This is a genomic window from Pseudomonas sp. P110(2024) (genome assembly GCF_057480795.1).
Window position 1 is genome coordinate 195,373 of record NZ_JBLIYT010000004.1, and the last position, 20,490, is coordinate 215,862.

General features: G+C 67.9%; 16 protein-coding genes and 1 pseudogene. 9 read left to right on the forward strand and 8 right to left on the reverse strand.

Annotation, left to right across the window (positions count from 1 at the left end):
* Window positions 1–96: 96 nt before the first annotated feature.
* The 5 genes and pseudogenes from AC25ND_RS08260 to AC25ND_RS08280 all read left to right on the forward strand — a co-directional run bounded on the left by AC25ND_RS08260 (window position 97) and on the right by AC25ND_RS08280 (window position 8,306).
* Window positions 97–1,497, forward strand: a complete 1,401-nt coding sequence (locus AC25ND_RS08260; protein ID WP_069017759.1) for a hypothetical protein — start codon at window positions 97–99, stop codon at window positions 1,495–1,497.
* Between the two features lie 116 nt (window positions 1,498–1,613).
* Window positions 1,614–3,269 (forward strand): VRR-NUC domain-containing protein, encoded by a 1,656-nt coding sequence (locus AC25ND_RS08265; RefSeq protein WP_069017758.1) that lies wholly within the window; start codon window positions 1,614–1,616, stop codon window positions 3,267–3,269.
* Complete coding sequence (locus AC25ND_RS08270; RefSeq protein ID WP_486976226.1) at window positions 3,266–5,521, forward strand: helicase C-terminal domain-containing protein; 2,256 nt, start codon at window positions 3,266–3,268, stop codon at window positions 5,519–5,521. Before AC25ND_RS08265 ends, AC25ND_RS08270 begins: the two co-directional genes overlap by 4 nt.
* Window positions 5,522–5,600: 79 nt before the next feature.
* The gene (pgm, locus tag AC25ND_RS08275; protein WP_486976227.1) at window positions 5,601–7,238 is read left to right on the forward strand and encodes a phosphoglucomutase (alpha-D-glucose-1,6-bisphosphate-dependent); all 1,638 of its coding nucleotides are present in this window, start codon (window positions 5,601–5,603) and stop codon (window positions 7,236–7,238) included.
* 187 nt (window positions 7,239–7,425) lie between these two features.
* Window positions 7,426–8,306, forward strand: a pseudogene (locus AC25ND_RS08280) (pirin family protein).
* Window positions 8,307–8,401: 95 nt separating this feature from the next.
* On the opposite strand, the gene AC25ND_RS08285 reads toward AC25ND_RS08280, so the two are convergent.
* Together AC25ND_RS08285 and AC25ND_RS08290 are read right to left on the reverse strand one after the other, a co-directional pair.
* Entirely contained in the window at window positions 8,402–8,818 is a 417-nt protein-coding gene (locus AC25ND_RS08285) for a RidA family protein (protein ID WP_028689357.1), read from the reverse strand.
* Window positions 8,818–10,134 carry a flavin-containing monooxygenase gene (locus AC25ND_RS08290; RefSeq protein WP_069017755.1) on the reverse strand — a complete coding sequence of 439 codons (1,317 nt, stop codon included), beginning with the start codon at window positions 10,132–10,134 and terminating at the stop codon, window positions 8,818–8,820. The genes AC25ND_RS08285 and AC25ND_RS08290 overlap by 1 nt, the downstream gene beginning before the upstream one ends.
* A gap of 286 nt (window positions 10,135–10,420) precedes the next feature.
* Between AC25ND_RS08290 and AC25ND_RS08295 the strand changes: the two genes are divergently transcribed.
* Window positions 10,421–11,098 carry a DUF1028 domain-containing protein gene (locus AC25ND_RS08295; protein WP_463402044.1) on the forward strand — a complete coding sequence of 226 codons (678 nt, stop codon included), beginning with the start codon at window positions 10,421–10,423 and terminating at the stop codon, window positions 11,096–11,098.
* On the forward strand, window positions 11,091–12,251 hold the full coding sequence (argE, locus tag AC25ND_RS08300) for an acetylornithine deacetylase (protein WP_486976228.1): 1,161 nt from the start codon (window positions 11,091–11,093) through the stop codon (window positions 12,249–12,251). Before AC25ND_RS08295 ends, argE begins: the two co-directional genes overlap by 8 nt.
* A gap of 55 nt (window positions 12,252–12,306) precedes the next feature.
* Here argE and AC25ND_RS08305 read toward each other — a convergent pair whose 3' ends face one another.
* The gene (locus AC25ND_RS08305; RefSeq protein ID WP_062364339.1) at window positions 12,307–12,744 is read right to left on the reverse strand and encodes a carboxymuconolactone decarboxylase family protein; all 438 of its coding nucleotides are present in this window, start codon (window positions 12,742–12,744) and stop codon (window positions 12,307–12,309) included.
* A gap of 196 nt (window positions 12,745–12,940) precedes the next feature.
* Between AC25ND_RS08305 and AC25ND_RS08310 the strand changes: the two genes are divergently transcribed.
* Together AC25ND_RS08310 and AC25ND_RS08315 are read left to right on the forward strand one after the other, a co-directional pair.
* On the forward strand, window positions 12,941–13,399 hold the full coding sequence (locus AC25ND_RS08310) for a nucleoside deaminase (RefSeq protein ID WP_028689362.1): 459 nt from the start codon (window positions 12,941–12,943) through the stop codon (window positions 13,397–13,399).
* On the forward strand, window positions 13,396–14,589 hold the full coding sequence (locus AC25ND_RS08315) for a cyanate transporter (protein WP_028689363.1): 1,194 nt from the start codon (window positions 13,396–13,398) through the stop codon (window positions 14,587–14,589). The genes AC25ND_RS08310 and AC25ND_RS08315 overlap by 4 nt, the downstream gene beginning before the upstream one ends.
* On the opposite strand, the gene pdxR is transcribed toward AC25ND_RS08315, so the two are convergent.
* From pdxR to glcD, 5 genes are all read right to left on the reverse strand, one after another.
* Window positions 14,582–16,015, reverse strand: a complete 1,434-nt coding sequence (gene pdxR / locus AC25ND_RS08320) for a MocR-like pyridoxine biosynthesis transcription factor PdxR (protein WP_028689364.1) — start codon at window positions 16,013–16,015, stop codon at window positions 14,582–14,584. The genes AC25ND_RS08315 and pdxR overlap by 8 nt on opposite strands.
* Window positions 16,016–16,166: 151 nt before the next feature.
* A complete protein-coding gene (locus tag AC25ND_RS08325) occupies window positions 16,167–16,508 on the reverse strand; it encodes a hypothetical protein (protein ID WP_028689365.1) in 342 nt (113 codons plus the stop codon).
* Between the two features lie 165 nt (window positions 16,509–16,673).
* Window positions 16,674–17,930, reverse strand: coding sequence for a glycolate oxidase subunit GlcF (gene glcF / locus AC25ND_RS08330; protein WP_062364332.1), 1,257 nt, complete (start codon window positions 17,928–17,930; stop codon window positions 16,674–16,676).
* A gap of 9 nt (window positions 17,931–17,939) precedes the next feature.
* Window positions 17,940–18,986 (reverse strand): glycolate oxidase subunit GlcE, encoded by a 1,047-nt coding sequence (gene glcE, locus AC25ND_RS08335; RefSeq protein WP_062364329.1) that lies wholly within the window; start codon window positions 18,984–18,986, stop codon window positions 17,940–17,942.
* Window positions 18,986–20,485, reverse strand: a complete 1,500-nt coding sequence (gene glcD / locus AC25ND_RS08340) for a glycolate oxidase subunit GlcD (RefSeq protein ID WP_062364327.1) — start codon at window positions 20,483–20,485, stop codon at window positions 18,986–18,988. Before glcD ends, glcE begins: the two co-directional genes overlap by 1 nt.
* Window positions 20,486–20,490: the final 5 nt, after the last annotated feature.

A 20,490-nucleotide genomic window follows, 5' to 3' on the forward strand; every position in this document is an offset into this window, starting at 1 on the left:
TACTGGGGTTTGGGAGGTTTCCTTCAAGCTCGGTTTGCTATTCATCTGCCAGAATCGGACTTCAACTCGAAGCCGTCAGGGAGATGGAGCGATAGCATGACCGAGACTCACGACCAAGCCATGCATTATGTCTACCAGCAAGTCCTGCAGCGCCTGCTGGAGCACATGACCCAGGCCCAGCGCGCCTCGGTGCAGTTGCTGGTCCAGCGATTGCTGGTCGTCGCCGGCGGCCAGGAATACGTCGGTAACGTCCGGGTGCTGGTGCTGCACGGCGTTGACCGACGCAGCGCGCACCTGCTGGCCTGCCTGCGCGCCGCGCAGTTGAGCATCGCCCTGCGCCATGGTGCCACCTTCCGCCTGCGGGTGCTGGCGGCCCGTTTGCCAACCCTCGACGACACCGCCCTTGCCCTTCACGACCGCTGTTTCAGCGCGCTGTTCCTGCACGACGACCCGCGGGTAGAGCTACTGCGTGCGGATGGCGGGCGGCTCGGCCCGTTCGGCGCTCGCCAGGCCTGCTCGGCCGAACAACTGACCGAGACGGGCAACGCCTGGCTGCTGTTCGGTCATCTGGTCGGCGGTCAGCCGGACGCTCTGCTCGGTGCCAGGGGTTACCTGGAGCTGGCTAACGGCTTGGGCCAGGCACTGATGGAGGAGGCCGGCGAGCAGATCCTGATCAGCGCCGAGCCGTTCGCCCAACGCCATCGCCTGCTGGCCTGGGGGCGGCGCTGCCTGCGCCATACCGTGGAGGTGGCCCACGCCCTGACGCCCCACAATGTGCTGGCAGCGGGCCTCGAGCAGTTAGGCAAGGTGCTGGCCGATCCCTGGCAACCGCCGACTTCACCCGTGCTGCGCCAGCCTGGCGGCGAGCCGCGGCTGGTGATGGTTGAGGACCTGTTGCGCCACCCGGACGACGGTGAGCTGCTGGACCGCATGCTCGGCCGGCAGGACGCCCTGGGCAGGCACGCCCAGGGGCCGTCAGGGCTGTTCGATCCCTTGCCGTTGGCCCACCTGCATGGGCTCAAGGCGCAGTACCTGAATCAGCGCAGCTATCGCGAAGGCACGCAGGCGTTCTTCCAGCGTTTTGGCCAACCGTCGGTTGCCTGGCCACAGGGGCGGGCCTTGCGCAGCGAGGCACAGGCACGCCTGGCTGGCGCCTATGACGTGAACGAGGCGCAACTGGTCTGCCAGCTGTTCACCCCGTTCGAGGCGCAGGGGCACAACTTAGAGACCTTTGTGCTGCGCTGTCATCCAGGGATGCGTGTCGCGCTGCCGTATCTGCACCGCGCCTTGCAGGGGCTCCCTTGCCCGGAACCGGTCAGCCAGTGGCTGGTTGAAACCAGTGGCCTGCAGCTCACGCAACTGCGGGGGGTGTATGCTGGCACGCTCAGCCTCCACGCCCGGCGCCTGTTCCAGCTGTTGGGCCGGCGCGATCAGTGGTTGCGGCCCCTGTCAGCCAGCCCGAGCGGCGGCTTTGCGCCATTGCGCGCGGTCGATTAGTCCTGTTGTCGTGGCGAGCACGAGTACTGATCGCGTGACCGTCGATCCAGCGCGCTTGCCCACGACTGCGGTCTGTATGTATAACCAGTGCTTGTTCATCACACCCGACTTGCACCGTGATCGCCCACTCCGTCGATGATCCCCTGTACTACCTGCACAACTTTCGCCAGGTCCTGAGCTGGGTCGGGCAGCGCTATGCCGACCTGCTGGACCGCAACGAGCATGGATTCATCCAGGTTTTCAGCCAACTGCCGGTACCCAGCCAAGCTGTGCTGGTGCGCATGGTCATGCGCAAGGGCGAGCTGTTTCGCAGCGACAAGCTCGCCTATGCCGAGATCGGCGAAACCGAGGCGGCTCTGGCGCCGTTGCTGGTGCTGGGCTGGGTGGTCGACGATGCGCCGGTGACGGTGGAGCAACTGTGGGCGTTGCTGCGCAAGGACGAGCTGGCGACATGCTTCGCAGGGCGGCTTCCCCGCCCGCGCGCTGGCAAGGGCGACTTGCTGGAGCAGTTGCAGGCCCTGGGCTTGCCGCCAGGCCCGCTGGCCCAGTGGTGTCCCGGTTTCCCGGTGCGGATCCTGCACTGGCGCCGGCAGCCGTTGTGCGACCGTCTGCGCCTGCTGTTCTTCGGCAACCTCTACCAGAGCTGGTCGGACTTCGTGCTGGCCGACCTGGGCGTGTTCCGCTATGAACAGGTGGCGTTCAGCGACGACTCGCGGGCCTTGCGCCAGCGCTCCGAGGTCGATCTGGCCATCGCCCTGCACCAGTGTGCCGAGCGTCTGGAGCAGGGCGCCGCGCCTGCCGAGCTGCTCGCGGCGCTGGACGGATTCGACGACAGCAACCCCTGGCTGGCCAGGCGCCGGGCGCGCCTGCTGTTCAGCCTCGGCCAGCAATGCGAGCGCCTGGGGGACTGGGACTTGGCACTGGGGATCTACGCCGAGTGCGCGCACCCCGAGGCACGTATCCGCCAGGTCCGGGTCTACGAGCGCAGCGAGCAATGGTCGCAGGCTCACGCTTTGGCCCAGCATATGGCCCTGGCACCCGCCAACGCCCTGGAGCGTCAGGCCCTGGAACGCCTGCTGCCACGCCTGGTGCGCAAGCTGGGCGGTCCGGCACAGCCGCGCCGGCGCAGCGAGGCGGTGATGCTTATCGAACTGGAACTGCCGACGGAACTTGCGTCACTGGGAGTGGAAGAGGCGGTGCGTCAGCACCTGGAGCAGGAAGGCGGCAGTGTTCACTATGTCGAGAACTCCCTGTTCAACAGCCTGTTCGGCCTGCTGTGCTGGGAGGCGGTCTTCGCCCCGGTGCCGGGGGCGTTCTTCCACCCGTTCCAGAGCGGGCCTCAGGACTTGCACGACGTCGACTTCCAGCAGCGCCGCGCGGCACTGTTCGACGTCTGCCTCGGGCGCCTGGACGATGGCAGTCATCGCCAGGCCATCCTTGACTGCTTCCAGGCCAAGAAGGGCCTGCAGTCGCCTTTCGTGTTCTGGCAGATGCTCGATGAGGCGCTGCTCGAACAGGCACTCGACTACCTGCCGCCCGCGCACCTGAAGGCCTGCTTCCTGCGCCTGCTGCAGGATATCCGCGCCAACCGCGCCGGCATGCCTGACCTGATCCAGTTCTGGCCGGGGCAGGGCGGTTACCGCATGGTTGAGGTCAAGGGGCCGGGCGATCGCCTGCAGGACAACCAACTGCGCTGGCTCGAGTTCTGCCATGCCCACGGTCTGCCGGTCGCGGTGTGCCATGTGCGCTGGAAGGGGGGCGTATCGGTATGAGCTACACCGTGGCCGTGCGCGCACTGTGTGAGTTCAGCGCCAAGGTCGGCGACCTCGACCTGCGTTTCACCCCGTCGCCCACCGCCCAGGAGGGCATCGCCGGGCACCGTCGGGTGGTGGCGCGGCGCGCCGCTGGTTATGAGTCGGAGGTGGCGCTGGAGGGCGAGTACCAGGGGCTGCGGGTACGCGGCCGCGCCGATGGCTACGACCCGGCGCGCAACCGTCTGGAGGAAATCAAGACCCACCGCGGCGACCTGGCCCGGCAGCCCGACAACCATCGTCAACTGCACTGGGCCCAGGCCAAGGTCTACGCCTGGTTGCTGTGCCAGGCCCGGCAGTTGCCGGCGATCGATGTGGCGCTGGTCTATGTCGATGTCGACAGTGATGGCCAGACGCTGATCAGCGAGGGTTATCAAGCCGATGACCTGAAGCGCTTCTTCGAGACCCAGTGCCAGCGTTTTTTGGCCTGGGCGCAGGCGCAAGAGCAGCGGCTGAGCGAGCGGGACCGGGACCTTGGCGCGCTGACATTCCCCTATCCCGAATTCAGGCTGGGCCAGCGCCAGCTGGCCGAGACGCTGTACAAGGCCGTGAGCACCGGCCGCTGCCTGATGGCCCAGGCCAGCACCGGCATCGGCAAGACCCTCGGTACCCTGTTCCCGCTGCTCAAGGCCGTGGTGCCGCAGCAACTGGACAAGCTCTACTTCCTCACCGCCAAGACCCCGGGCCGGGCCCTGGCCCTCGACGCTCTGCGCCAGATTACCCGGGCGTCGCCGCAGCCGGCGCTGCGCAGCCTCGAACTGATCGCCCGCGACAAGGCCTGCGAGCACCCCGAGAACGCCTGCCATGGTGAGTCCTGCCCCTTGGCGCGGGGCTTCTACGAGCGGCTGCCGGCCGCCCGCGAAGCCGCCGCCCAGGTGCCGCTGCTCGACCGCGCCAACCTGCGCGAGGTGGCCCTGGCGCATCAGGTCTGCCCCTATTACCTGGCCCAGGAAATGGCGCGCTGGGTCGACCTGCTGGTGGCCGACTACAACTACTACTTCGACGCTCATGCCTTGCTGTTCGGCCTGGCCCAGGCCAACCAGTGGCGCACGGCGGTGCTGGTGGACGAGGCGCACAACCTGGTGGAGCGGGGACGGCAGATGTACAGTGCCAGCCTTGACCAGGGCCAGTTGCTGGCACTGCGCCAGAGCAAGCCGGCCGGCCTCGGCAGTGCCCTCGACCGACTCAACCGGCAGTGGAACGCGCTGTACAAGGCCCAGGTGGCGCCGTATCAAGCCAGCGAACAACTGCCGGACGCCTTCCTGCGTGCCCTGCAGCAATGCATCGGGCTGATCCAGGAACGCATGAACCAGGCGCCCGCCGAGGTCGAACCCAAGGTGCTGGAGTTCTTCTTCCAGGCCCTGCAGTTCAGCCGCATCGCCGAGCTGTTCGATGAGCACTTCCTGTTCGATATCAGCCCGCGCAACGGCCCACGGGGGCGGCGCCTGGCCACGTTGTGCCTGCGCAACGTGGTGCCGGCGCGGCTGCTGGGGCCGCGCATGAGCGCGGCGCGCAGCGTCACGCTGTTTTCCGCCACGCTCAATCCGCGGCACTTCTACAGTGACCTGCTGGGCATGCCCGCCGACACGGCCTGGCTGGAGGTCGCCGCGCCGTTCCGCGCCGAGCAGTTGCAGGTGCACATCGTCAGCGAGGTGTCCACCCGCTACCAGCAGCGCCAGGCGTCGCTTGCGCCGATTGTCGAACTCATCGCCGCCCAGTTCACCCGCCAGCCGGGCAACTACCTGGCCTTTTTCAGCAGTTTCGAATACCTGGAGCAGGTGGCGCGACTGCTGGCCGAGCGCTATCCGGTACTGCCGATCTGGTGCCAAGAGCCCGGCATGGACGAGGCCGGGCGCGAGGCTTTCCTGGCGCGGTTCGTGGAGCACGGGCAGGGGGTGGGCTTCGCCGTGCTCGGCGGCGCCTTCGGCGAGGGCGTGGACCTGCCCGGCACGCGCCTGATCGGCGCCTTCGTCGCCACCCTCGGGCTGCCCCAGGTCAACCCGGTCAACGAGCAGTTCAAGCAGCGCCTGGGCCGCCAGTTCGGCGCCGGTTTTGACTACGCGTACCTGTACCCGGGCGTGCGCAAGGTGATCCAGGCCGCCGGCCGGGTGATCCGCGGCGACCAGGACCGTGGCGTGCTGATGCTGATCGACGAACGCTTCGCCGAGCCCCGGGTGCGGCAGATGTTCCCCAGCTGGTGGCAACTGGGGTGAACGCCGCCATCGCCTGGCGCTGAAACTCCCAGTACACTGCGCGTTCCAACACCTACTTCTGTTGATTTCGAGGTTCCGCATGACGCTCAGTCCTTTGGCAGGCAAGCCGGCTCCGGCAAGCGTGCTGGTCGATATTCCCCGCCTGTTGACCGCCTACTACACCGGCCGTCCCGACGCCGCGGTTGCGGCCCAGCGCGTGGCCTTCGGCACCTCGGGCCACCGCGGCACGTCGTTCGATCTGAGCTTCAACGAGTACCACGTGCTGGCGATCACCCAGGCTATCTGCCTGTATCGCCAGGAAAAGGGCATCGATGGCCCACTGTTCATCGGCGCCGACACCCACGCGCTGTCGGCGCCGGCCGCGGCCAGCGCCCTGGAAGTGCTGGCCGCCAACGGCGTGCAGGTGATGCTGAGCCAGGATGACGAGTACACCCCGACCCCGGCGGTGTCCCACGCTATCCTCTGCTACAACCGTGGCCGCCAGCAGGGCCTCGCCGACGGCATCGTCATCACACCGTCGCACAACCCGCCGCAGAGCGGCGGCTTCAAGTACAACCCGCCCAACGGCGGCCCGGCCGACAGCGACGTGACCAAGTGGATCGAGGCCAAGGCCAACGAGCTGCTGGCGGCGAACCTGGCCGGTGTCAGGCGCATGGACTACAAGCAGGCGCTGGCGGCACCCACCACCCAGCGTCACGACTACGTCAGCAGCTACGTCGCCGACCTGGAAAACGTCATCGACTTCGAGGTAATCCGTGGCGCCAACTTGCGCCTGGGCGTCGATCCACTGGGCGGCGCCGGGGTGCGCTACTGGTCGGCCATCGCCGAGCGCTACCAGCTGAACCTGGAAGTGGTGAACACCGAGGTCGACCCGACCTTCCGCTTCATGACCGTCGACTGGGACGGCCAGATCCGCATGGACCCATCCTCGCCGTACGCCATGCAGGGCCTGATCGGCCTGCGCGAGCGCTTCGACGTGGCTTTCGCCTGCGACCCCGACCACGACCGTCACGGCATCGTCACTGCCGATGGCCTGCTGCAACCGAACAACTACCTGGCCGTGGCCATCGACTACCTGTACCGCAACCGCCCGCAATGGCGCAGCGACGCGGCCGTGGGCAAGACCGTGGTCTCCAGTGGCCTGATCGACCGGGTCACCGCCGCGCTGGGCCGTGACCTGTACGAAGTGCCGGTGGGCTTCAAGTTCTTCGCCCAGGGCCTGTTCGACGGCTCGCTGGGCTTTGGCGGCGAAGAGAGCGCCGGCGCCTCGTTCCTGCGCAAGGACGGCAGCGTCTGGGCCACCGACAAGGACGGCCTGATCCCGGCGCTGCTGGCGGCCGAAATGACCGCCCGCACTGGGCGCAACCCGAGCCAGATCTACGCCGACCTCACCGCCAAGCTGGGCAAGCCGTACGCCACCCGTGTCGAGGCCAAGGCCGATGCACGGCAGAAGGCGCTGCTGAGCAAGCTGGCGCCGGAGCAGGTCAAGTCCACCGAGCTGGCCGGCGAACCGATCCAGCAGATCCTCAGCCACGCGCCGGGCAACAATCAGGCCATCGGCGGGCTGAAGGTGATGACCGAGAACGGCTGGTTCGCCGCTCGTCCTTCGGGCACCGAGGACATCTACAAGATCTACGCCGAGAGCTTCATCGACGAGGCGCACCTCAAGCGCTTGGTGGCCGAAGCCCAGGTGCTGGTGGACGCGGCGATCGCCTGATCGTCCGTTGAAGCCAATCGCGGGGTAAGCCCGCTCCCAAGGCCCATGTACGTTGGCCTTGTGGGAGCGGGCTTGCCCCGCGATGCCTTTGATTGTTCCGTCTATGGAACGAGCGGTGCTGTTTTTGCTGCCTACCGAATCATTAGTCTCATCTGTAAGGTGATAGCCATCAAACAGGAGGCTTCTCATGAAAAACATCCAGGGTATCCACCGCAGCCCCCACGCTCACTGGGTGGGCGACGGCTTCCCGGTGCGCAGCCTGTTCACCTACGACCGCCTGGCCCGGCACATCAGCCCGTTTCTGCTGCTGGACTACGCCGGCCCCCACGACTTCACCCCGACCACGGCCAGGCGTGGCGTCGGCCAGCATCCGCATCGCGGCTTCGAGACGGTGACCATCGTCTACCAGGGCGAACTGGAGCACCGTGACTCCACCGGCGCCGGCGGCCTGATCGGTCCGGGCGATGTGCAATGGATGACCGCCGGGGGCGGCATCATCCACGAGGAGTTCCATTCCCCGGCCTTTGCCCGTAGTGGCGGCACCCTGGAGATGGTGCAACTGTGGGTCAACCTGCCGGCCAAGGACAAGCGTGCCGCGGCGGGTTACCAGACGCTGTTGGCCAACGACATTCCCGTGGTGGCGCTGGCAGGCGAGGCGGGCAGCCTGCGGGTGATTGCCGGACGCTACCTGAATCATCAGGGGCCGGCGCGCACCTTCACCGAGATGGACGTCTGGGACCTGCGGCTGAAGGCCGGCGCGACACTGCAACTGCCCTTGGCCGCCGGGCGCAATGCCGCGCTGGTGGTGCTGCGCGGCAACCTGCGGGTCAACGACGAGCGCGAGGCCGGCCCGGCCAGCTGCTGGAGCGCGATGGCAGCGATGTGCGCCTCGAGGCGCTGGAGGAGGTCAGCGTGCTGCTGCTCAGCGGCGAGCCGATCGACGAACCCATCGTTGGCTACGGGCCGTTCGTGATGAACAGCCAGGCGGAAATCGCCGAGTCGTTCGATGATTTCCAGGCCGGGCGGTTCGGGCAGATGGGCGGCGTCGAGCGCGGCGCCCGACAATAACAAAGCGTTGACTCCAATCGCCGGCAAGCCGGCTCCCACAGGATCTGCGCGATCCCTGTGGGAGCCGGCTTGCCGGCGATTGCTTTTTCAGGGGATCACGGCTGATCCGGCACCACCGCGATCACGTCGATTTCCATCAGCCACTCAGCCTGGGCCAACCCCGCCACCACCAACCCGGTGGAAATAGGGAACACCCCCTTGAGCCACTTGCCCACTTCCTTGTACACCGGCTCGCGGAAGCGCGGGTCGGTGATGTAGGTGGTGGTCTTGACGATATGCGACAGGTCCGAGCCCGCTTCTTCGAGCAGCTGCTTGACGTTCTTCATCGCCTGCTCGGCCTGGGCCCGTGGGTCGCCCAGGCCCACCAGCCGGCCTTCGAAGTCGGTGCCGACCTGACCGCGCACGTAGATGGTGTTGCCGGCCCGCACAGCCTGGCACAGGTCGTTGTCCAGGGTCTGGTTGGGGTAGGTGGCCTTGGTGTTGAACATGCGGATGCGAGTGTGGGTAGGCATCAGAGGGCTCCGAAGGTGCTGACGTTGCTGATCGAGGGTTGCTGCTCATCCGCCGCGCGCTGCTCGCGGTCGCGGTAGGCCAGGTAGGTGCGCTGGGTGGCGATGTGGCCGGCGACGTGCTTGGCGTCGTGCCACACGCCCCAGATGAATGACGAGCCGCGGCGCGACAGCCAGGGCAGGCCGAGGAAGTACACGCCCGGCTCCTTCGACACGCCGCGTTGGTGTTGCGGCTTGCCGTTGGCGTCGAAGGCGTCCACCTGCAACCAGCTGAAATCCACGCCATAGCCGGTGGCCCAGATGATGCTCCTGACGTTGGCCTCGGCGAGGTTGAGTTCCAGCAGCGGCTGGCTGACGCAGGCCGGGTCGGGCAGGCGCTTGCGGGCCTCGGGCTCCTCCGGCAGGTCCAGACCGTTGCGTTCGATATAGGCGTCGGCGGCGTCCAGCAGGGCCAGGTAGTTCTCGTCGCCGCGGTTGATGTTCTCGGCCAGGTTGTCCTGGAAACGGGCCACGCCGCCCTCGAACGACTGGGTCAGGCCGACCAGGGTCATGCCCTGGTGGGCGAGGGCGCGAAAGTCCACGGTGTGGCCGCCGCGGGCGCCGGACACGGCGATGGTCACGTGCTCGCGGCCGGGCTTGGCGATCTCCGCGTCCCACTCGCCGAGCACGCCCAGCCACCAGCAGAAATCGCGGTTGCGGTAGCTGCGCGGCGGACGGTCATGGGCGCCGACCGACAGGTACACCTGGCGCCCGGCACGCATCAGTTCCTCGGCGATCTGCACCCCGGAAGAGCCGGCGCCGACCACCAGCACCGCGCCCTCAGGCAGTTGCTGCGGGTTGAAGTAGGCGGCGGAGTGGATCTGGTGCAGGCCTTCGTCCTTTGGCGCGATGGCCGGGATCACCGGGCGCTGGAACGGGCCGGTGGCGGCCACCACGCGGTTGGCGCGGATCACGCCCTGGTTGGTGTCGATGGTGAAGCCCGGGCGGTCGGCGTTGCGCACCACCTTCCTCACCTCGACCCCGGTGCGTACCGGCAGGTTGTACTTGCGCACGTACTGCTCGAAGTAGTCGGCGACCTGGTCCTTGCCGGCGAAGGCGTCGGCGTCGAGGTCGAATTCCAGGCCCGGGAAGCGGTCGTGCCAGACCGGCCCGTTGGCCACCAGCGAATCCCAGCGTCCGGTGCGCCAGGCCTCGGCGATGCGCTTGCGCTCCAGCACCAGGTGTGGCACGCCGAGCTTGCTCAGGTGTTCGCTCATGGCCACGCCGGCCTGGCCGGCGCCGACCACGAGGGTGTCGATTTCGATGTTGTTCAGTGTCATGTCCCAGCCCTTCTTCAGCGGCGTTCTTGTTCAGGTCGGTGGGGACCGCCTTTGCCTGGGGCCAGACTAGGGATGGGCGGGAAATCGCGAAAATAGTATTTAGTTGGGGCTTGCCGATAAATTGGCGAAGGCTCTGCTGGCAATGGGCTGCAGCGGTTTCTAGGGATTGCGCAGGACCCTGTGGAGCGGCCTTAGTTTTTTCCTGCCCAGTGCCGAGGAAAATGTTGGTTTCGCAGCTCCCGGGGCCCACCGAGAATGCCGGTAACCCCAACACAGGAGCTGTACCATGACCTTCTCCATCATCGGCCGCTGCCAGGAAACCGGCCAGGTCGGCATCGCCATCAGTTCATCGAGCATCGCCGTCGGCGCCCGCTGCCCATGGGTGCGGGCCGGGGTCGGTGCCGTGGCCACCCAGAACATCACCCTGCCGGCCCTCGGCCCGCAGATCCTCGACGCCCTCGAGCAGGGCCAGCTGCCGCCCGCCGCGGCACTGGACCGGGTGCTGAGCGCCAATGGCTGGAGCGAGTATCGCCAGGTCACGGTGATCGACAGCCAGGGCCAGGTAGCGTTGTTCACCGGCAAGGAGGCCCTGGGCGTGCACAACGCCGTGGCCGGCGAACAATGCGCCGCGGCCGGCAACCTGCTGTCGTCGCAGGCGGTGATCGAGGCCATGGTGGCGGCGTTCGAACAGGCCGGCGGCCACCTGGCCGACCGCCTGCTGGCGGCGATGCACGCGGCCATGGCCGCCGGTGGCGAGGCGGGGCCGGTACACTCGGCGGCGTTGAAGATCGCCGGCGAGCTGACCTGGCCGCTGGTGGACCTGCGCGTGGACTGGACCGAGCACGATCCCATCGCCGAGCTGGACAACCTCTGGCAGGCCTACCGCCCGCAGATGCAGGACTATGTGACCCGCGCCTTGAACCCGACCGCCGCGCCAAGCTATGGAGTGCCGGGCGATGAATGAGGTTTCCAGCCGTGCGCTGTTGGAGCGGTTGGTCGGGTTCGCCACCGTCAGCCGCGATTCCAACCTTGAGCTGATCGCCTTCATCCGCGACTACTTGGCTGGGCTTGGTGTCGCCAGCGAGCTGTTCCACAACGAAGAGGGCACCAAGGCCAATCTGTTCGCCACCATCGGCCCCGACGACCGTGGCGGCGTGGTGCTCTCCGGGCATACCGATGTGGTGCCGGTGGAGGGCCAGGCCTGGAGCGTCGAACCGTTCCGGCTGACTGAGCGCGAAGGGCGCCTATACGGTCGCGGCACGGCCGACATGAAGGGCTTCATCGCCTCGGTGCTGGCGACGGTGCCGGCGTTGCTCGCTCAGCCGCTGAAGCTGCCGGTGCACCTGGCGTTTTCCTATGACGAAGAAGTCGGCTGCCTGGGCGTGCGCTCGATGCTCGCCGCCCTGGCGCAGCGCCCGCACAAGCCGCGGCTGTGCCTGATCGGTGAGCCCACCGAACTCAAGCCGGTGCTAGGCCACAAGGGCAAGCTGGCCATGCGTTGCCAGGTACATGGCGCCGCTTGCCACTCGGCCTATGCCCCCTACGGCGTCAACGCCATCGAGTACGCGGCGCGGCTGATCGGCAAGCTGGGCGAGATCGGTGACGACCTGGCGCGTCCCGAGTACCACGACGAGCGCTTCGACCCGCCGTTCTCCACAGTACAGACCGGTGTGATCAAGGGCGGTCGTGCCCTGAACATTGTCCCCGCCGAATGCGAGTTCGATTTCGAGGTGCGTGCCTTGCCCGGCTTCGAGGCGCAGGTCGTGGCCGATCGGCTGCAGGCCTACGCCGAGACACAGTTGCTGCCGCGCATGCGCGCGGTGAGTGGGGCGAGCGATATCCGCCTGCGACCGTTGAGTGCCTACCCGGGCCTGGCCACGCCTGCCGACAGCGAGGCGGCGCGCCTGGTGGCCTTGATCAGTGGTTCGAGCGACTTTGGCACGGTGGCCTTCGGCACCGAGGGCGGCTTGTTCGACCAGGCCGGCATCCCCACCGTGGTGTGCGGGCCGGGGAGCATGGAGCAGGGGCACAAGCCCGACGAGTTTGTCAGTCTCGAGCAGCTACAGGGATGCGATGCCATGTTGCGTCGGCTGGTGGAGCATCTGCGACAGGATTGACAGCGCATGCCCATCCGCTCCCACCCAAGGGGCAGGCGCGGGCGTCGTTGGCGGCTTATGCCGGCACCATCGCAAAGCCTACGCCGAAACGGTTCCAGGCATTGATGGTGGCGATGGCCAGGGTCAGGTTGGCGACCTCCTTGGCGCTGAAGTGCTCCAGCAGCGCCTGGTACTCGTCCTGCGGCGCGCCACGCTCGGCCAGGCGGGTCAGGCTCTCGACCCAGGCCAGGGCGGCCCGCTCGCGCTCGCTGAAGTAGCGTGTCTCGCGCCAGACGCTCAGGGTCTGCAGGCGCGCCTCGGTTTCGCCGGCCTTGCGCGCATCGTTGGCGTGCATGTTGACGCAATAGGCGCAGCCATTGATCTGCGAGGCGCGCAGGCGGATCAGCTCGAGCAGCGAGTGCTCCAGGCCCGAGGCGACCAGCGCCTGTTCGAGGCCGATCATGGCCTTGTAGGCTTCCGGCGAGTGTTTGGCCCATTCGATACGGTCGTGCATGATGAGACTCCAGGTCGGCAAGAGGTAAGTGGCACTACCTTAGCGCCAGGCCGCGCCGCGCCGAATAGCCAATCCCGCGCTTTGCCAGGAGGCCAATCGGTCATTCGGATGAGCACTGACAGGCATCCAATCTCTTCATTTCTGCCAGGGCGGTCGAGTCGGGATAATGGGCGGGTCAACACCTGAGAACCGTTTCATGTCCGCAGATCGATTCATGCGCGAGGCCCTTGAGCTTGCCCGCGCCAATATCCAGGCCGGTGGCCGCCCCTTCGGCGCCGTGCTGGTCCATCAGGGGCAGGTGATCGCCCGTGCCGTCAACGAGATCCACAGTACCCAGGACCCGACCAGCCACGCCGAGATGCAGGCCATCCGCCAGGCCGCCCAGGTGCTCGGCCGGGCGCGCCTGGACGGCGCCGAGATCTACGCCAGCGGCCATCCGTGCCCGATGTGCCTGGCCGCCATGCACCTGTGCGGCATCGAGCGCGCCTGGTTCGCCTATGACAACGACGAGGGCGAGCCCTATGGGTTGTCCACCGCCGCGGTGTATGCGCAGATGGCCCGCCCGCCTCGGCAGCAGAGCCTGCCCCTGCGCCCGCTGAAACCGGCGGGTGAAAGCGGCCTGTACCGTGAATGGCAGCAGGTCGGCGAAGCATGAGAGGCACGTTGAACCTGTTGCTGGTAGTGCTGCTGGCGTTGAACCTAAGGCCGATCCTCACCAGCATCGGCCCGCTGCTCGAACCGATGCGCCATAGCACTGGCCTGGGCTACCAGCAGGCGGCGCTGCTGACCGCGTTGCCGGTGCTGTGCATGGGCCTGGTGCCGCTCCTGCAACCCTGGCTGCGGCGCTGGTTGAGCGAGCATGGCGGCATGCTGGCGGGGCTGGCGGCCATCGCCCTGGCATGTCTGTGGCGCCTGCAACTGGACAGCGCCTGGGCGCTGATCGCAAGCGCGGTGGTCGCCGGGCTGGGCGTCGCCGTGGTGCAGGGCATGATGCCAGGCTTGGTCAACCGCTGGTTCCCCGGCCGCCTGGCAGCGACCATGGGGCTGTATTCGGCGGCGTTGATGAGTGGCGGTGGCCTGGCGGCGGTGTTGGGCCCATCGATCACCGCGCACTTTGGCCATTGGCAGTTCGGCCTTGGCCTGTGGGCGCTGCCGGCGCTGCTGGCTATCGTGGCGTGGGTCGCCCTGCGCCCGCGCCAGGACACGCCGTCCCTGGCCGGTGGCGGCGGCGGGCACTGGTTCGGCAACCGTCGGGCCTGGCTGCTGGCGCTCTACTTCGGGCTGATCAACGGCGGCTACACGAGCATGGTCGCCTGGTTGCCGGCCTATCACCTGGAGCACGGCGGCACGGCCCAGAGTGGCGGCGAGCTAGTCGGGTTGATGACCATCTTCCAGGTCTGCGGCGCCCTGGGCCTGCCGTTGCTGCTGCGGCGCCTGGCCGATCGCCGGCCGGGGCTGTGGCTGGCCTTGCTCATCCAGCTGGCGGGCTTTCTTGGCTTGCTGCTGGCGCCGACCAGCGCCATGGGCCTGTGGGTGGCGCTGATCGGCCTGGGCCTGGGCGCGTGCTTCAGCCTGAGCCTGACGCTGACCCTGGAGCACCTGCGCACGCCCGGTGAAGCCGGCAGCTTGGCGGCTTTTGTCCAGGGCGTGGGTTTCATCATCACCGGTATCGTGCCGTACATCACCGGCTGGCTGCGTGATGTCAGCGGCGACTTCCAGGCGTCCTGGACCCTGCTGACCTGCACGGTGCTGGCGATGCTGCTGGTGACCGTGCGTTTCGCCCCCAACGGTTATGCCCGGGCCATCGCCGGTGAGCGGCGAGCGCCTGCGGCGGCGCTCAACTGAGGCGTTGCAGGGTATCGCCGACCCGGTCCAGTGCCGGGTCGATGTCCAGCAGTTCGATGGCACCGAAGCCGAACAACAGGCCTGGCCTGACCGGCGCTTCGCTGAAGAATGGCGCCAGGGAGTAAAGACCGACCTCCACCTTGCGCGCCAGGTTGATCAGCAGCTCGACGTCCACCCCGGGCTTGGCCAGCGCGCTCAGGTGAAAGCCGGCGCTGGCCGGCACCGCGTCGAACCACGGCGCCAGGTCGCCACCCAGGCGTGCCAGGATCCGTTCGCGGCGGGCGCTGTACACCTCGTGGCAACGGCGGATGTGCTTGTTCAGGTGACCTTCGCTGATGAACCGCGCCAGCGCCCACTGCTGCAGGCTAGGGCTGTGCCAGTCGCTCAGGTGCTTGGCCACGCAGGCGGCCTGCAGCACGGTCGGCGGCAGCACCGCGTAACCCAGGCGCAGTTCCGGCAGCAGGGTCTTGGAGAAGGTCCCGACATAGGCCACCAGGCCATGTCGATCCAGGCGCTGCAGGGCTTCGGCGGCCGGCCCCTGGTAGCGGAACTCGCAGTCGTAGTCGTCCTCGATGATCAGCGCGCCAAGCTCCGCGGCCCGCGCCAGCAGCGCCTGGCGCCGTGGCTCGGCCATGGGCATGCCCAGCGGGAACTGGTGCGAGGGTGTCACGTAGATCAGCCGGGTGCCGTCCTCGATCTGCTCGACGCACAGCCCCTGGTCGTCCACCGGCACCGACTGCAGGCGCGCGCCGAGGGCCAGGAATAGTTGGCGTGCCGGTGGGTAGCCCGGGTCCTCCATGGCCACCTTGCAGCCGGGTTCGACCAGTACCCGGACGATCAGGTCCAAGGCCTGCTGGGCGCCATTGCACACCAGCACATCGCTGGCCGCGCACTGGATGCCGCGGGTGAAGGCGATCTGGTGGGCGATGGCCTCGCGCAGCTCCGGCAGGCCCTGGGCGGAAAACTGCCGGTCGGGGTGGCGCTGGCTGCGGCGCAGGGCGTAGTTCATGCAACTGCGCCAGTGGTCGTAGGGGAACTGCGCCTTGCTCGAGGCGCCGCCGATGAAGTCATAGCGCGACGGTGCGTCCAGCGCCCGCCGGCCCAGCACCGTGGCGCGCTGGCGCCAGCGTTCGAGGGTGTCGGCGGCGGCCAGCGGGATGTTGTCGCAGTCGCTCTGGCGCGGCGTGTGGCGCGGGGTGATGAACGTGCCGCGACCGACCACGCCGCTGAGCAGGTTGTCATAGGTCAGGCGCGAATAGGCTTCGGCCACGGTCTTGCGCGAAACCCCCAGTTGTTCGGCCAAGAGACGCGTGGGTGGCAGCTGGGTGCCGGCGGCCAGGTGGCCGCTGTCAATACCGGCGCGCAGTTGCTGGTAGAGCTGTTCGGCCAGGCCTTTGCGGCCTTCGAGGCGGATGTGCAGTTCCATCGGGGGAGGGTGTCCGAAGCGCAGGGGGATAAAAGCTTCGGGGTTTATTGCGTTGGCTGCAAGGGGACCGCTCTGCGGCCCATCGCCGGCAAGTCGGCTCCCACAAGGACCGTGTTCACCCTGTGGGATCTGGCTTGTCGGCGACGAGGAGTCAAAGTCGGGCGGTACTGATGGTGATGTAGCCTTTTTCCGGCAGTGCGATGCGGATCACCGTCTCGTCTTCGCAGGCCTTGCGTTTCTGCTGGATGCACACGCCGTCCACCGCCGCTTCGCGCATGCGGGCTGGGATGGCGCGGCCCTTGGCATCGAAGAAGGCTTCGCTGGCGAGCAGCTCGACCCGCTCGATCAGCTGGCGGGTGTGCTCGTCGGTGGCACAGAAGAACCGCACCCCGGACAGGTGCGGATTGTCATCGGGGTTGCTGACCTCGTGGGCCAGCAGTTGGCGCAGGGTATGGCGCAGTTCACGGGTAGGGTGATCAGCGTTTGCGGGCATGGCATGGCCTCGTCTGGATGGGGTTGGCCGCGCCGGGGCGGCGGTCACGTCTCCAGGTCGGATGATGTTTTGCCGACGGTGTGGCAACAATCTAGAAGCTTCCGTGTTTTCGGTAGGAGGGTTCCGAAATTACAGGTGCCAGGTTGAACATCGCCTTGATCCGCGTCAGGGGCGGGGCACAAATTCCGTCGCCTCGACAGCGCCGGGCTCAAGCGCCGCCTCGACGATTTCGATCCAGTGCCGCACCGGCGTGCGCCCGGCACCGCCGAGGTGCAGCTGGCAGCCGATGTTGGCGGTGGCAATGAGCTGCGGGTTGCCGCTTTCCAGGGCGTTGAGGCGGTTGTCGCGTAGCTGGCGCGCCAACGTCGGCTGGGTCAGCGAATAGGTGCCGGCCGAGCCGCAGCACAGGTGGCCATCGGGCACCTGGGTGAGGTGGAAGCCCAGGCGCTGCAGCAGGCCTTCCACCGCTCCGCCGAGCTTGAGGGCATGCTGTAGGGTGCAGGGGCAGTGGAACGCCAGGCGCTGCTCGGTGCAGACACCCAGTCGCTCCAGTGGCTCGGCCTGCAGCACCTGCACCAGGTCGCGGGACAGGGCACTGACCGTGGCGGCCTTGGCGGCGTAACGCGGGTCTTGTTCCAACAGGTGGCCATAGTCGCGGACGAACGCACCGCAGCCGCTGGCGGTCTGCACAATGGCCTCGGCGCCGGCCTCGATGGCCGGCCACCAGGCGTCGATGTTGCGCCGGGCACGGTCGAGGCCACGCGCCTGGGCATCCAGATGATAGTCCACGGCGCCGCAGCAGCCGGCCTCATGGACCGGTTTGACGCTGATGCCGAGCCGGTCAAGCAGGCGCGTGGCGGCGGCGTTGGTGTTGGGTGAAAGGGCCTGCTGCACGCAGCCTTCGAGCAGCAGCACATGTCGGGCGTGGCGCGGTGTCAGGCGTTGGCGTGGGGCTACAACATGCGCCGGCAGCTTGTCCTTGAGGCTGGCCGGGAGCAGGGGGCGCAGGGCCTGGCCGGCGCGCACCAGGGCCTCGAATGCGCCAGACCGTGGCACCACGGCGCGCAGGCCGGCGCGCAGCAGGCGTTGCCCCGGTGGTCGGGGGACTTGCCGGTCGACCACGGCGCGGCCGATGTCGAGCAGGTTGTGGTACTCCACCCCCGACGGGCAGGTGGTCTCGCAGTTGCGACAGCTCAGGCAACGGTCCAGGTGCGCCTGGGTGCTGGTGCTCACCGGCTCGCCTTCGAGCACCTGCTTGATCAGGTAGATGCGCCCGCGAGGCCCGTCCAGTTCATCGCCGAGCAACTGGTAGGTGGGGCAGGTGGCGGTGCAGAACCCGCAGTGCACGCAGGCGCGCAGGATACGTTCGGCCTCGTCGGCGCGGGGCAGTTGGCGGGCGGAGTCGCTCAGGTGTGTGTGCATGCCGTGGCCTCACAGGTCGGCGTACAGGCGGCCAGGGTTGAACACGCCCTGGGGATCGAGTTGGCGTTTGAGCGCCTGGTGATAGCGCAGCGTCAAAGGATCAAGCGGGGCGCTGCTGTCATCACCGGGCCGGTAGGCGGTGGCATGACCGCCGGCCTCGGCCGCCAACGCCCGGATGACGGACGCCGGGGCATCAGACTTCAGCCAGCGCTGGGCGCCGCCCCAGTCGAGCAACTGACGCCCCGGAAGGTCGAGGGCGCCGCAGGCAAGGGGCAGGGAAAGCCGCCACAGCGTCGCGGGTGCGGCGAAGAAGGCCAGGCGCTGCTCGCGCAGGTCGTGCCAGAAGCCCGTGTCGAGCGCTTCGCCACCCAGGCGCTCGCGGGCCGAGCGCACCGAGCCTTCGCCGCCTTCCAGGCGCAGATGCAGCGTCTCGCCGTCATGGCAGGCAGCGCTGATCGGCAGCGCTTGCCGGCCCCATTCGACGAGTTCGGCCAGGGCCTGACCTACGTTCATCTCCAGGCGCAGGCCCAGGCACTGGCGTGGTCGCGGCAGCACCTTCAACGACACCTCGGTGAGCAGCCCCAGGCAGCCGAAGCTGCCCGCCATCAGCCGCGATACGTCGTAGCCGGCGACATTCTTCATCACCTCGCCGCCAAAGCGCAGGTGCTTGCCGTGGCCGGTGATCAGCCGGGTACCGAGGACGTAGTCACGCACCGACCCGGCCCAAGGCCGCCTTGGCCCCGACAGCCCGGCCGCGACCATGCCGCCCAGCGTTGCCTCGGGGCCCAGGTGTGGTGGTTCGCAGGCCAGCATCTGCCCGGCCTCGTGCAGCGTCGCCTCGACCTCCCGCAGGGGCGTGCCGGCGCGGGCGGTGAGTACCAGTTCGGTGGGGTCGTAGCCGACGATGCCCCGGTGGCCGCGGATGTCGATGACCTGCCCGGTTACCGGGCGACCGAGCATGGCCTTGCTGTTGCCGCCCTGGATGCGCAGCGGAGTGCGCATCTCCAGCGCCTGGTTGACCTGCTCCCGCAGGTCCTGGCTCAAGTCCCTGTCCATCAGAAACGCTCCAGGTCGGGGAAGGGCAGTTGCCCGTTGTGCACATGCAGCGCGCCGAACTCGGCGCAGCGCTGCAGGGTGGGGATGTTCTTGCCCGGGTTGAGCAGGCCCCGTGGGTCGAAGGCGGCCTTGACCGCGTGGAACAAGGTGATCTCGTCGCTGTTGAACTGCGCGCACATCTGGTTGATCTTCTCCCGGCCCACGCCGTGTTCGCCGGTGATGCTGCCGCCGACGGCCACGCACAGTTCGAGGATCTTGCCGCCGATGGCCTCGGCGCGCTCCAGTTCGCCGGGCAGGTTGGCATCGAACAGGATCAGCGGGTGCAGGTTGCCGTCGCCGGCATGGAACACGTTGGCCACCCGCAGGCCGTACTGCCGGGAAAGCTCGCTGATGCCCTTGAGCACTCGTGGCAACTCCCGGCGCGGGATGGTGCCATCCATGCAGTAGTAGTCCGGGGAAATGCGCCCCACCGCCGGGAAGGCATTCTTGCGCCCAGCCCAGAAGCGCGCGCGCTCGGCTTCGTCACAGGCCAGGCGCACCTCGCGGGCGCCGGCCCTGCGCAGCACGGCATCGACCCGTGCGCAGTCGTCCTGCACGTCGGCCTCGACACCGTCGAGCTCGCACAGCAGGATCGCCGCCGCGTCCAGCGGGTAGCCGGCATGGATGAAATCCTCGGCGGCGCGAATCGCCAGGTTGTCCATCATCTCGAGTCCAGCCGGGATGATCCCGGCGCCGATGATTTCGGCCACCGCGCCCCCGGCATCCTCGACGCTGTCGAAACTGGCCAGCAGTACCCGTGCCACCTGCGGTCTGGGCAGCAGCTTGACGGTGACTTCGGTGACGATACCGAGCATGCCTTCGGAACCGGTGAACAACGCCAGCAGGTCGAATCCGGGGCTGTCCAGGGCATCGCTGCCCAGCACCAGGCGTTCGCCTTCGACGGTGAGGATTTCCACCTTGAGCAGGTTATGCACGGTCAGGCCGTATTTCAGGCAATGCACGCCACCGGCATTCTCGGCGACATTGCCGCCGATCGAGCAGGCGATCTGCGAGGACGGATCGGGCGCGTAGTACAGCCCATGGGGCGCCGCCGCCTGGGAGATCGCCAGGTTGCGCACACCAGGCTGGACCCGGGCGAAGCGGCCCTGGGGGTTGACCTCGAGAATGCGCTTGAAGCGCGCCATTACCAGCAGGATGCCCTGGCTCAACGGCAGGGCGCCGCCGGACAGGCCGGTGCCGGCGCCGCGCGCCACCACCGGCACGCCGTGCTGGTGGCAGAGCCGCAGCAGCGCCTGCACCTGCTCGATGCGCTCGGGCAGCGCCACCAGCAGCGGTAGCGTGCGGTACGCCGAGAGGCCGTCGCACTCGTAGGGCCTGAGGTCTTCGCCGCGGTGCAGGATCTCCAGGTCGGGCAGGGCCTCGCGCAGGGCGGCCAGCAGTGCCGGCTTGTCCACGGCTGGCAACGGTCCGTCGACACGTTCGTCGTAAAGGATATTCATGAAGA

Bases quoted from the DNA above. Each gene is read 5' to 3' on its own strand.
- argE (WP_486976228.1), top strand. From the start codon at position 11,091: ATGAATGAGGTTTCCAGCCGTGCGCTGTTGGAGCGGTTGGTCGGGTTC.
- pgm (WP_486976227.1), top strand. From the start codon at position 5,601: ATGACGCTCAGTCCTTTGGCAGGCAAGCCGGCTCCGGCAAGCGTGCTG.
- AC25ND_RS08310 (WP_028689362.1), top strand. From the start codon at position 12,941: ATGTCCGCAGATCGATTCATGCGCGAGGCCCTTGAGCTTGCCCGCGCC.
- AC25ND_RS08305 (WP_062364339.1), bottom strand. From the start codon at position 12,744: ATGCACGACCGTATCGAATGGGCCAAACACTCGCCGGAAGCCTACAAG.
- glcE (WP_062364329.1), bottom strand. From the start codon at position 18,986: ATGGACAGGGACTTGAGCCAGGACCTGCGGGAGCAGGTCAACCAGGCG.
- AC25ND_RS08260 (WP_069017759.1), top strand. From the start codon at position 97: ATGACCGAGACTCACGACCAAGCCATGCATTATGTCTACCAGCAAGTC.
- AC25ND_RS08325 (WP_028689365.1), bottom strand. From the start codon at position 16,508: ATGCCCGCAAACGCTGATCACCCTACCCGTGAACTGCGCCATACCCTG.
- pdxR (WP_028689364.1), bottom strand. From the start codon at position 16,015: ATGGAACTGCACATCCGCCTCGAAGGCCGCAAAGGCCTGGCCGAACAG.
- AC25ND_RS08285 (WP_028689357.1), bottom strand. From the start codon at position 8,818: ATGCCTACCCACACTCGCATCCGCATGTTCAACACCAAGGCCACCTAC.
- glcF (WP_062364332.1), bottom strand. From the start codon at position 17,930: ATGCACACACACCTGAGCGACTCCGCCCGCCAACTGCCCCGCGCCGAC.
- AC25ND_RS08295 (WP_463402044.1), top strand. From the start codon at position 10,421: ATGACCTTCTCCATCATCGGCCGCTGCCAGGAAACCGGCCAGGTCGGC.
- AC25ND_RS08290 (WP_069017755.1), bottom strand. From the start codon at position 10,134: ATGACACTGAACAACATCGAAATCGACACCCTCGTGGTCGGCGCCGGC.
- AC25ND_RS08270 (WP_486976226.1), top strand. From the start codon at position 3,266: ATGAGCTACACCGTGGCCGTGCGCGCACTGTGTGAGTTCAGCGCCAAG.
- glcD (WP_062364327.1), bottom strand. From the start codon at position 20,485: ATGAATATCCTTTACGACGAACGTGTCGACGGACCGTTGCCAGCCGTG.
- AC25ND_RS08315 (WP_028689363.1), top strand. From the start codon at position 13,396: ATGAGAGGCACGTTGAACCTGTTGCTGGTAGTGCTGCTGGCGTTGAAC.